This is a genomic window from Actinokineospora diospyrosa (genome assembly GCF_024171925.1).
GTDB lineage: Bacteria > Actinomycetota > Actinomycetes > Mycobacteriales > Pseudonocardiaceae > Actinokineospora > Actinokineospora diospyrosa.
In genome coordinates this window covers 23,017-34,404 of the sequence record NZ_JAMTCO010000024.1, presented here as the reverse complement: position 1 = coordinate 34,404, position 11,388 = coordinate 23,017, and the positions used below count along the sequence as shown (strand labels likewise).

10 protein-coding genes are annotated in these 11,388 nt (G+C 71.9%); 2 read left to right on the top strand and 8 right to left on the bottom strand.

Annotation, left to right across the window (positions count from 1 at the left end; genetic code table 11):
- Positions 1 to 27: 27 nt before the first annotated feature.
- The gene (locus LV75_RS34250) at positions 28 to 1,230 is read right to left on the bottom strand and encodes an MFS transporter (RefSeq protein WP_253891697.1); all 1,203 of its coding nucleotides are present in this window, start codon (positions 1,228 to 1,230) and stop codon (positions 28 to 30) included.
- 304 nt (positions 1,231 to 1,534) lie between these two features.
- Between LV75_RS34250 and LV75_RS34245 the strand changes: the two genes are divergently transcribed.
- Positions 1,535 to 2,575 (top strand): phenylalanine--tRNA ligase subunit alpha, encoded by a 1,041-nt coding sequence (locus tag LV75_RS34245; RefSeq protein WP_253891696.1) that lies wholly within the window; start codon positions 1,535 to 1,537, stop codon positions 2,573 to 2,575.
- A gap of 43 nt (positions 2,576 to 2,618) precedes the next feature.
- Positions 2,619 to 4,895, top strand: a complete 2,277-nt coding sequence (locus LV75_RS34240) for a phenylalanine--tRNA ligase subunit beta (protein ID WP_253891695.1) — start codon at positions 2,619 to 2,621, stop codon at positions 4,893 to 4,895.
- Positions 4,896 to 4,980: 85 nt separating this feature from the next.
- On the opposite strand, the gene LV75_RS34235 is transcribed toward LV75_RS34240, so the two are convergent.
- The 7 genes from LV75_RS34235 to LV75_RS34205 form a co-directional block, all read right to left on the bottom strand.
- Complete coding sequence (locus LV75_RS34235; RefSeq protein ID WP_253891694.1) at positions 4,981 to 6,660, bottom strand: hypothetical protein; 1,680 nt, start codon at positions 6,658 to 6,660, stop codon at positions 4,981 to 4,983.
- 172 nt (positions 6,661 to 6,832) lie between these two features.
- A complete protein-coding gene (locus LV75_RS34230) occupies positions 6,833 to 7,588 on the bottom strand; it encodes a putative protein N(5)-glutamine methyltransferase (RefSeq protein WP_253891693.1) in 756 nt (251 codons plus the stop codon).
- Between the two features lie 12 nt (positions 7,589 to 7,600).
- Positions 7,601 to 8,806: an RNA polymerase sigma factor gene (locus LV75_RS34225; protein WP_253891692.1), complete on the bottom strand. Its 1,206-nt coding sequence runs from the start codon at positions 8,804 to 8,806 to the stop codon at positions 7,601 to 7,603.
- A gap of 19 nt (positions 8,807 to 8,825) precedes the next feature.
- Positions 8,826 to 9,194, bottom strand: a complete 369-nt coding sequence (locus LV75_RS34220; protein WP_253891691.1) for a YciI family protein — start codon at positions 9,192 to 9,194, stop codon at positions 8,826 to 8,828.
- Between the two features lie 65 nt (positions 9,195 to 9,259).
- Positions 9,260 to 9,859 carry an NIPSNAP family protein gene (locus LV75_RS34215; protein ID WP_253891690.1) on the bottom strand — a complete coding sequence of 200 codons (600 nt, stop codon included), beginning with the start codon at positions 9,857 to 9,859 and terminating at the stop codon, positions 9,260 to 9,262.
- A gap of 154 nt (positions 9,860 to 10,013) precedes the next feature.
- Entirely contained in the window at positions 10,014 to 10,358 is a 345-nt protein-coding gene (locus tag LV75_RS34210; RefSeq protein WP_253891689.1) for an RNA polymerase-binding protein RbpA, read from the bottom strand.
- A gap of 239 nt (positions 10,359 to 10,597) precedes the next feature.
- On the bottom strand, positions 10,598 to 11,368 hold the full coding sequence (locus LV75_RS34205) for a thymidine kinase (RefSeq protein ID WP_253891688.1): 771 nt from the start codon (positions 11,366 to 11,368) through the stop codon (positions 10,598 to 10,600).
- Positions 11,369 to 11,388 lie beyond the last annotated feature (20 nt).

Below are 11,388 nucleotides of genomic sequence, written 5' to 3'. Positions count from 1 at the left end.
ACCCAATCCGTCTGCCCGGCCCGCCGACTACCGGCGGGCGACCGCGAAAACCAGGAAGGCCAGCGCGGCGACGACCGCGAGGCCGTGGAACGAGGCGACGACCACGGCGGGCGCGGCCACCTCCAGCGCGGCGGCGCTGGCGACCATGCCCAGCGCGAACCCCGAGGTCTCGGCGGTCGCCGACAGCCCGAACAGCCGCCCCCGCAGGTGATCGGGCTCGGCCTGCAGCCGAGCGGTGTAGGTGATCTCGGCGAACCCCTCGGCCAACCCGGCCACCAGCGCCGCCAGGCACACCAGCACCAGGGTCGTGTCGAGGAAGGCGAGCGCGAACGACACCGACATCACGGCCGTGCCGACGGCGAACGCCCGCGCGCCCGGCTCGACCCGCCGCCACCGGGTCAGCACCAGGTGCGCGAGCACGATGCCCACCGCCCAGGCCGACCAGAACAGCGCCATGACCGTCGCGGGCCGCGCCGGGTCCGCCGCGGCGGCGAACACCGGCAGCGCGATGTTGTGCGAGGAGGAACTCAGCGCGTCGACCCCGCGCACGGCCACCATGGCCAGCACCGCGGGTGCCACGACGCCCAAGAGCCGGATCCGGGTGCCCGGCACCGCTCCCGGCTCCGCGGCCTCGGGCGCGCCCCGCTCGGCGATGACCCGGCCGAGCAGCACCAGCGCGACCGCCGACGCCACGAAGCTCGCGGCGTTGAGCAGGAAGGCCACCTCGAAACCGCCGGTGCCGATCACGATGCCCGCCGAGGCGAACCCGCCCACCGCGGCGAGCGAGCGCACCGTGACCAGCAGGCCGGTGACGCGCACCCGCTCGTCCTGGCCGAACAGCTGCGGCACCGCCGTGCGCATCGCCACCAGGAAGGTGGTGTTCCCGGCGCCCAGCACGACCACGACGCAGGCCAGCAGCACCACCGACCGCGCGGCCACGCCGAAGGCCAGCACCAGCATCGCCGCCATCTGGGCGAAGTCCGCGGCCAACATCATGTGCCTGCGGTCGAGGCGCCCGGCGAGCCGACCGGCGATCGGCGCGGCGCACACCCCGGCCGCCAGGCGCAACGACATGACCAGGCCGATGCCGATCGGACTACGCGTGACCTCGTAGGTGAAAAGGCTCAACGCGATGATGTTCAGGTAGTTGCCGTACGAGGAGATGGCGTATCCGCTCACCAGCAGCGGGATTCCACCGACGCGACGGGTCCCGATCCGCGCGTTCACCATGAGACCGCCATCGCTAACACAAGAGCCCCCCAGCGGCGCCGACCGCGGTCAATGTAACAGCGCCACCATCGGCTGTCGACATCGGCGAACGTGTGATGCCGCTGCCGCGAAACAGTCGCGAGAACGCCAACCGCCGCCAAGTGGAGCATCCCGATAGGAGGTTCCGCCGAATATCGAGTGCGACCGGCAGTTTTCCACCGCTATCGTGGCGCACATCGGCCGGGCACCATTCCATCACCCATTCAGGTGGTTGCCCAGGGCCGGGACGGGCCGGTCGGGGACCGGCCGGGAAGGGGCGCCACCCATGTCGGACTCGCTATCGGGGCAGCTCGACGACCTGCGGGCCACGCTGCTCGGCGAGCTCGCGGCGGCGGCGGACCGGGCCGCGGTCGAGGCCGTCCGGCGGCGGTTCCTCGGTCGCCGGGGACTGATCACCCGACGCAGCGCCGAGGTCGACTTCGGCGCGTTGACCGCGCCGGAGCGCGCGCGGATCGGGGCCCTGTTCAGCGCGTTGCGGACATTCGCCGGTGAACAGCTCGACACTGCGGCGGACCGGTTCACCGAAACTGCCGATAGGTGGACGACCGGGATCGACCCGACGCTGCCCGGATTGCGTGCGATCCCGGGTCGACTACATCAGGTGAGCGCGATCGAAATGCTGCTGGAAGACATTTTCAGCAGTATGGGATTCACCGTCGACCCCGGTTTCGAGGTGGAGACCGAGTTCGCGAACTTCGACAGCGTGAACATCGACGCCGACCACCCGGCGCGCGACACCCAGGACACGTTCTGGCTCGAGGACGGCAGGCTGCTGCGCACCCAGACCTCCGCCGGGCAGGTGCGGCACCTGCGCCGCCACGGCGCCCCGACGCGCGCGGTGTTCCCCGGCCGCTGCTTCCGCAAGGAGGAGACCGACGCCTCCCACGAGACCACCTTCCACCAGTGCGAGGGCCTGGTCGTGGGGCCGGACGCGAACGTCGCGACGCTGGTCGGGGTACTTAAGGCGGTGCTGGCCGAGGTGTTCGGCCGGACCGTGACGGTGCGGCTGCGGCCGGGGCACTTCCCGTTCGTCGAGCCGGGGTTCGAGTTGGACATCCACTGCCTGATCTGCGACGGCGCCGGGTGCGCGGTGTGCAAGCGGTCCGGGTGGCTGGAGCTGATCCCGTGCGGGCTGGTGCACCCGGCGGTGCTCGTCGCGGGCGGGGTGGACCCGGAGCGGCACAACGGGTTCGCCTTCGGCATCGGCACGACGCGGTTGGCGATGATGCGCTTCGGGGTGCCGGACGTGCGGCTGTTCGCCAGTGGCGACATCCGCGTGGCGACCGACCGCCCCTCGCTGCTCTGACCCGCACCGGCCTGAACCGCACCGGCTTGAACGGAGTCCCGCTGTGAAGATCTCACTGAACTGGATCGGCGACTACGTCGACCACGACGACCTCGCGCCGCAGGACCTGGCCGACCTGCTCACGGTGCGCACCGCCGAGGTCGAGGCGGTGCACGAGGTCACCAACCACGCCGACCAGGCGGTGGTGGCCCGGGTCACCGACGTGCGGGTGCTGGGCGAGCGCACGGTGGTCGCCGTCGACGACGGCTTGCGGCGCCACCGGGACGTCGACTGCCCCGCCGGTGCCGCCGTCGGTGACCTGGTCGCCTACGTGCCCGTGCTGGGGACCGTGTGCGCGCCACGCGACATCGGCCTCGGGGCTGATGACCGCGTGCTGCGCGTGCCCGCCGGGTCGGCGTTGGGTGCGCCGCTGTCGCGGTGGATACCGACCCGGGACGTGCTGCTGGAGGTGGACAACAAGAGCCTCACGCACCGGCCGGACCTGTGGGGCCACTACGGGTTCGCCCGCGAGGTGGCCGCCGTCCTCGGCAGGCCGTTGCGCGAACTCGCGGTGACCGACCTGGCCGAGTTCGACGAATTGCCGCCGGTTGAACTCCACAACGACGTGGGCGAGGACTGCCCGGTGGTGACGGCGCTCGCGGTGGATGTCGCCGCCGTGCGCGGGACACCGCTGCTCGTGCTCGCTCGACTGTCCTTGATGGACGTTCTCCCCCGCGGGCTCGCCACCGACATCTCGAACTACGTCCTGTGGGAACTCGGCCAGCCGACTCAGTTCTACGATCAGTCCGCTGTGGACTCATTGCGGATCGCCCACGCGGGTGAGCTTCCCCAGTTGCGCACGTCCGATGGCGAGACCAGGCTTCTGAAGCCCGATGACGTGGTCGTCTTCAACGGCGGGCACCCGGTCGGCCTCGCGGGGATCATGGGTGTCGCCGATGCCTCGACGACCGGGCTGCTGCTGGAGAGCGCGACTTTCCGGGCCGCGCGGATCCGGCGCACGGCGGGCAGGCTGAACCTGCGCACCGACGCGGCCCAGCGGTACGAGAAGTCGCTACCACCGGCGATGACCCGCGTGGCGGCAGCCCGCGCGTTCACCCTGCTCGCCGAGGCGGGCGCCAACCCGGTCCCGCGCAGCAGGCACACCGTGGTCGGCGACCTCGACGACCAGCCCAGACCGCTGCGCGTCTCGGTCACCCGGGCCGCCGACCTCGCGGGCATCCCGCTCGACCACAGCCGGATCGCCGAGGTGCTGACCCCGCTCGGGTTCGGCACCACAGTGGACGGTGACGACCTGGTGGTGGCGATTCCGCCGTTCCGCAGCAGGCGCGACATCGCCATCCCGCACGACATCGTCGAGGAGGTGCTCAGGATCATCGGCTACGACCAGGTGCCGCCGCGGCTGCCGACCGCGACCCTGGAGCCCGCTCCCCTGGCGAAACCGGTGCTGTTCGAGCACCGCGCCCGCCGGGTGCTCGTCTACAGCCACGACCACACCGAGGTCCAGACCTACCTGTGGGGCGACGACACCTGGCACGCGGCGCTGGGCTACGACGCCGCGGCGGGCTTGCGGGTGCGCAACCCGGTGGCCCCGGAGCGGGCGCGGCTGCGGATGACGCTGCTGCCGAACCTGTTCAAGGCGACCGCGGAGAACCTCGCCCACCACGACGAGGTCTCGCTGTTCGAGGTGGGTCGGGTGCTGGTCCCGGGTACCCCGGCGCACCGGGAGGCGCGTCGGCTGGGCGCGGTGAGCGCGCTGGTGTCGACCGATCCGCAGTGGCACCTGCGCAAGGTCCGCACGGCGGTCGAGGACGTGGTGCGGGCCATCGGGCGGCCGCCGGTGCGCGCCGAGGTCAGCGCTCCCGCGCTGCCGTGGGAGGGCACGACCGTGGACCTGTTCGACGCGAGCGGGCCGATCGGCCGGATGGGTCTGCTCGCCGCGCCCCTGGCCGCCGTGGTCGCACCGCGCAAGCAGGTGGTGTGGTTCGAACTCGACCTGGACGCGCTCGACGGGGACCGGTACCCGGGCTCGTGGTCCACGCCGGTGTCGAACCACCCGCAGTCCATTCAGGACTTCTCGCTGCTGTGGCCGGTCGAGCGCGGGTTCGCCGCCCTGCAGGAGGTCTTGGGCCGCTTCACCCACCCGCTGGTCCGCGGCGTCCAGTTCGTGGACGTCTACAGCGGACTCCCCGACGGCATGAGCAGCCACACCTTCCGGTACTGGATCAGCGCGGCGGACCGCACCCTGGACGCCGCCGACCTGGCCGGGTTCCGCGCGGCGCTGCTCGCCCACCTCGACACGCACGGCATCGCCCTGCGCTGATGGCGCCCGCGCAAGACCGCTCGGGCCAAGCAGGCGCACGGCACCGCCCCGCGCTGGACCCGGTGCAGGGCGGTGCCCGCCCGCCCTACAGCGGGCTGGCCCGCAGCGTGAGCGTGCCGGTCAGCCCGCCGGTCGCGTCCAGGGTGATCTTGTAGGTGCCGGTCAGCGGCAGCGCGAAGTCGGTGGTCCAGTCGACCCACTGGTTCAGCTCGATCTGCTTGCCGTCCGGTCCGAACACCCGCCACAGCAGGGCCGCGCGCTGGAACTGCGGCGAGGCGTCGCTGCTGCCGATGCGCACCCGGCTACCCGCGGTGGCGTTGAAGGTGAGGAACGCGTTGCGGCCCGGTTCGGTCAGGTTGATCACCTTGGCGGTTCCGTTGAGCGGCATCGCACCGAGGTCGAGGTCGGTGGCGGCGACGGTCCACACCTGCGCGGTGATCGAGCCGACGACGGTGCCCTGCGGGTCGAACACGACCTTGTAGGTGCCGGTCTGCGGTACCCGGAGCTGGATGTTGTTGTTGTTCGACCTGAGCCAGGCCAGCGGGGTGCTGCCGTCCGGGGCGACCAGCTTCCACCGCAGGTCGCAGCAGCCGAAAGCGGGCGACGCCTGGCTGGTCTCGATCAGGATGTGCTGGCCCGCGGTCGCGCTGAAGGTCGTGTAGCCGTTCTGGCCGGGAGCGTTGAGGGCCAGCGTGCGCGGGGCACCGGTCAGGACGTGGGCGCCCCCGTTGAGGTCGGCGGGCACGACCCAGCCGCGCAGGGTGAGCGAGCCGGTGCGCACCTCCTCGGGGTCGAACACGACCTTGTGGGTACCGGTCTTGGTCAACGTGAGTTCGGGGGCGGTGTCGCCGATGTGTTGGCTGATCAGCGCGCCGTCGGGCCCGAAGACCTTCCAGTACAGCCAGCAGCAGCCGAAGACGTCCTCGCCGCCGGTGGTCTCGAGGATCACCCGCTGACCCGCGGTGCCGGTGAACGTGGTGGCGGTGGTCCCACCGGGCCAGCCGATGGTGACCGTCCTGGGGGTTCCGCCCAGGGTCAGCGGCCCGGCGTCGGCCTGCGGCTTCTCGTCCCAGGCGGCCAGGGTGAGCGATCCGGTCAGCGTGCCGTCCGGGTCGACCACGATCTTGTACGCGCCGGTCGCGGGCAGGACGACCTCCAGCACCGCGCTCTCGCGCAGCGTCCAGGAGACCTGGGCCCCGTCCGGGCCGTGCAGGCGCCACGCCACGCTGGTGAGCGCTGTGGTCGCCTTGACCACCAGGCGCCGGTTGGCGGTGCCGGTGAAGGTGGCGAAGGCGCTGCGACCGGGATTGGTGATGGTGACGGTCTTCTGGGCGCCGGTGAGCGCGATCGGCCCGGCGTCGAGGTCGGCGGCCACGGTCCACGCGCGCAGGGTGATCGACCCGGTGAGCGTGGCGTCGGGGTCGACCACGATCTTGTAGGAGCCCGCGGTGGGCAAGGTCGTCTCGACGGCGGCGGTGGCCCAGCCGGAGGAGCTGACACGGGTGCCGTCGGCTTTGGCGACCCACCAGCTGATCGAGCAGCAGCCGAAGACCGGGGAGGCGTTGCTCGCCTGGATGATCAGCCGTTGGTTGGCGGTGCCGGTGAAGGTCGTGTAGGCGGTGTTGTTGGCGGTCGCGACGGTGATGACTTTCGCGGTGCCGTCGAGCGGTTGGGCACCGGCGTTGACGTCGGCGGCCAGCGCGGGGGCCGCGGTGGCGGCCGAGAGCAGTAGGGCGGCGATGGCCGGTAACAGGAATCTGCGCACCAGAGAACTCCTCATTGTGGGGGAGTTGGTGATCGCGCCCCGGCCGGGGGACTCGATCGGTCAGCGCCTTCCTATCGCGCTGTGCCCACGCGCGAAAGCCGCGTCATCCCAATGGCCGCAACCGCTGGCGTTAGGGGGAAACCGCACCGTTGCGCGAATGTTCGCGCTCTGGTCACCTTGGCCGCGTACCGACAACGATCGTTGAGTCCCGCTCGTCGCACGTGCGCACCTCGGCGGTGAAACCCGCGCCCGCGAAGACTTCCAGCGACACCGGCGACTGGCGCTCACTGGTCTCGACCAGCAGGTGACCGCCGGGCCGCAGCCAGTCCAGCGCCCCATCGGCCACCGCGCGCTGGAAGCCGAGCCCATCGGCCCCACCGTCCAATGCGGACAGTGGTTCGTGCAGCCGCGCCTCGACCGGCATCCAGTCGATCTCCGCGGTAGGCACGTAGGGGACGTTGGCGACGACGACGTCGACGTGGCCGCGCAACGCCCGCGGCAGCGGGGTGAACAGGTCGCCCAGGTGGACCTCGGCGGTCGGCAGGTTGCGGCGCGCGCAGGCCACCGCGGCCGGGTCGACGTCGGCGGCGTGCAGCACGACCCCGGGCACCGCGGCGGCCACCGCGGCGCCGATCGCCCCGCACCCGCAGCACAGGTCCACCACCACCGACCCCGGCCCGCACAACCCGGCCGCCGCCTCGGCGAGGAACTCGGTGCGCCGCCGCGGCACGAACACCCCGGAGGTCACCGCGATCCGCAGCCCGGCGAACTCCGCCCAGCCCAGCAGGTGTTCCAGCGGCTCCCCCGCGACCCGGGCGGCGACGAGCTCGTCCAGCTCGACCGGCGACCCGGCGGCCTCGGTCAGCAACCGCGCCTCATCCTCGGCGAAAACACAGCCCGCGGCCCGCAGCCGAGTGACGACATCCATGGTGGGGTTAGTTTAGTGACCGACCCGCTCCGCCCTGGTCTCCAGGTAGCGCCGCTCCGGCAGGCTCAGCGTGCCGCGCGCGGCGAGCCGGTAGGCGTCCCGGGCCGCGTCGCGGTCGCCCTCGAGTTCCAGCAGGTGGGCCCGCACGGCCGCGAGCCGGTGGTGGCCCTCGACGCGCTTGTCCCCCGCCAGCGAGTCCAGGACCGCCAGCCCGGCGCGCGGTCCGGACACCTGCGCGACGGCGACCGCGCGGTTGACCGTGACCATCGGGTTCGGCGCGATCCGGTCGAGGATGTCGTAGAGCACCAGGACCTGGGCCCAGTCGGTCGACTCGGTGCTGGCGGCCTCAGCGTGGATGGCCGCGATGGCCGACTGGAGTTGGTAGGGCCCCAGCGGCGCCCGCGACAGGGTGTCGGTCACCAACTCGACCCCTTCGGCGATCGCGGCGCGGTCCCACAGCGCGCGGTCTTGCTCCGCCAGCGGCACCATCGCGCCGTCCGCGGTCGTGCGGGCGGCGCGCCGGGACTCGGTGAGCAGCATCAGCGCCAGCAGGCCGGTGACCTCGCCGTCGTCCGGCAGCAGCTTGTGCACGAGGCGGGTCAACCGGATGGCCTCGGTGGTGAGGTCGGCGCGGTTGAGGTCTGGGCCGGAGGTGGCGGTGTGCCCCTCGGTGAAAATCAGGTAGAGCACGTGCAGCACCGCTCCGAGCCGGGCAGGGTCGCCGCCGCGTGGGAATGCCTCCCCACGTAGGCGGGACTTGGCGCGGCTGATCCGCTGCGCCATCGTCGCCTCGGGGACCAGGAACGCGGCCGCGATCTGCGCCGTGGTGAGCCCGCCGACCGCGCGTAGCGTCAACGCGATCTGCGACGGGGTGCTCAGGTCCGGGTGGCAGCAGAGGAAGAACAGCTCCAGCGTGTCGTCGGTGTCGACCGTCCGCGGCGCCAGGAGCTCGGTGTGCGCGGCGACGATGTCCTCACGGCGGCGCCGGGCGTTCTCGGACCGCCAGTGGTCGGTGAGCTTGCGCCCGGCAGCGGTCACCAGCCAGCCGGTCGGGTTGTCCGGCACGCCGTCGCGCGGCCAGGCGGTGACCGCGGCCAGCAACGCCTCCTGCACCGCGTCCTCGCAGGCGTCGAACCGCCCGTGGTGGCGCACCAGCACGCCGAGGACCCGCGGCGCGCACTCGCGCAGCAGGTCCTCGACGGCAGGTGGGGTGTTCATCGGATCCGGCGCCCGGGGCTCACATGTCGGAGCCGCTGGAGAACATCACCGGCCGCACCTCGACCGCGAGCCCCTCGACCCGCGCGTCCGGGATCATCCGGGCCAGCTCGACGGCGCGCTCCTTGCTCTCGCAGTCGACCAGGTAGTAGCCGCCCATGTACTCCTTGGCCTCCACGAACGGCCCGTCGGTCACCACGGTCTCGCCGCCGCGGCTGGACACGGTGACGCTGGTGCCCGGGTCGCCGAGGGCGTGCGTGCTGACCATCTCGCCGGACTCCTGGATGGTCTTGATGAACGCCTGGTGGCCGCTCATCACGACCTCCCGCTCCTGCTCGGTGAGCGCGTCGAGGATGGCGTTGTTGATCTGCATGATCAGGAGGTACTTCATCGGTGCTCCGGTTCTTCGCGGCCGTTGTCGCCCCCATGACGGAGCCGCGGCCGGGTTCTCTACACCTACCGCAGCCGGGATGTCGCGGTCGGCTCGAGCAGCAGGTGCTCCGGTTCCCGGACCGCCAGCCGCGCCCAGGCGTCGGGGGTGGGCGGGATGGCGGGGTCCAGGGAGATGGTCACCAGGACGTGCTCGCCCTCGCGGACCGGCAGCGCGGGGAACTCGTTCGGACCGGGGTGGGTGGCCAGCACCAGCGGGTCCGGGCTGTGGTCGGCGTGCTCGTCGGCCGGGCCCGCGAAGTGGTGGACGCTGATCCGCACCACACCCGGCTCGTCGCGCGGCGGCGGGAACTGCCCGCGCACCGGGCACAGCAGGTGGACGTCGTGGAAGTCGGCCATGGTGGCGTTGGCCGCGGTGCGGTGCTCGGCCCAGACCGGGCCGGAGTAGAACGCGGTCAACGACGGCGCCCGGCTCGCCAGGTCGGGGAACGAGCGCACCCAGATGAACGCGTCCGGTTGGGACGGTTGGCGGAAGGTGCCCAGGATCGGCATCCCCACCTCGGCCTGCGAGTCGACGAACTCGCGCTCGAACAGCTCGACCAGCTCGTCGCGCCGTCCTGGGTGCGCGGTGTAGCGGCGCAGCTCGACGATCCCCGGCACCGGCATGGCGCCCTCCCCCACAACCGCCCGGCCTCGACCGGCCGGGATCCCGGGGTACATCATGCCGACCGACACCGACAGGACGTCGCGGTCGGTCGGCGCGCGCGAGAAGACGGCCGCCCGGCTGGGGGTTCCGGGCGGCCGTCGATTCGGGTGGTCGTCAGGCGGTGCGGCTGCGGCGACCGCGCAGTTCGGTGAGGCGCTCGGTGAGCAGGTCCTCCAGCTCCGCGATCGTGCGCCGCTCGAGGAGCATGTCCCAGTGGGTGCGCGGGGGCTTGATCTTCTTGGGCTCCGGGTCCGACCCGTCGATCATCTTGGACTCGGCGCCGTGCAGGCGGCACTCCCAGACCGAGGGGACTTCGGCGTCGTCGCTGAACGGCACCTCGAAGTCGTGACCCTTCGGGCACGCGTACCGGACCGTACGACGGGGGGCCAGGTCGTGGTTGCGGTCAGTCTCGTAGCTGACCGCACCTAGCCTGCTACCACGGAGAACACGGTCGGCCATAGCGGTGTCCTTTCACTGGGCCCGCCGGGACGGGCCAGGGTGTTGCTTACCCAGAGCAACGAGTGGATCGAGAAAATGATTCCCGTTCCGCCCGCCGCGATCGCTCAGGGTGACATGCTTCACCCGTCAACAACAGCATCCTCCTAAGAGATGCCACGTCTCCGGGATTGTGACGCGCGATCGGCGGAACGACGTCGACATCTCACCCACTCGGGGGATGCTATCCACACCGGGGCCGATCAGGCGAACGCGAGTTGCCCTTGCACATCGGCGGTGGTCCCGAGGTCCCCGAGGCGGAAGTGGCGCCTGCAGAGCACCCGATAACGGACCGTAGCCCCTACGGTTCCCGAGCCACTGACGTCATCGTCACCCTCCGTCGCCCCTCGGGCGGTCTCCGTGTCGGCCACCAGCACCGTGTCGCCCTCGCGGACCACCCGGCCACCGACGACCCTGGCGTTGAACCTGGCCGCCTGCCCGCACCAGCACAGCACGTCCACCTGCACCGGGCGCAGCTCGTCGGCCAACTCGACCAACCTCGCCGCCCCCGGGAAGAGCCTGCCCTGGAAATCGGTGGCGATCCCGAAGCAGTACACGTCGACCTGCGAGTCGTCGGCCAACTCGGCCAACTGGTCGACCTGGGCGGCGGTGAGGAACTGCGCCTCGTCGACGATCAGGTAGTCCACCCGCTCCCCGCGCGCCCACCGCGACCGCACCAGCTCCCGCACGTCCACCTCGGCGCCCACCTCCAGCGCGGGCCGGGTGATGCCGATCCGGCTGCTGATCTGCGGGCGGCCGGAGCGGTCCATCCGCACCAGCAGCAGCCCCACCCGCCCCTGCCTGGCGTGGTTGTGGTCGACCTGCAGGGCCAGCGTGGACTTCCCGCAGTCCATCGGCCCGTAGTAGAACCGCAGGTGACCGGAGACCGGGGTGGCGCGGCGGGCACCGGCGGCGGGGACCGCCGACAGCGCGCCCGCCGGTTCGGGCTGGGGATCAGTGGAGTCGGGCTGCACGGGCCGCAACCCTAGAGCAC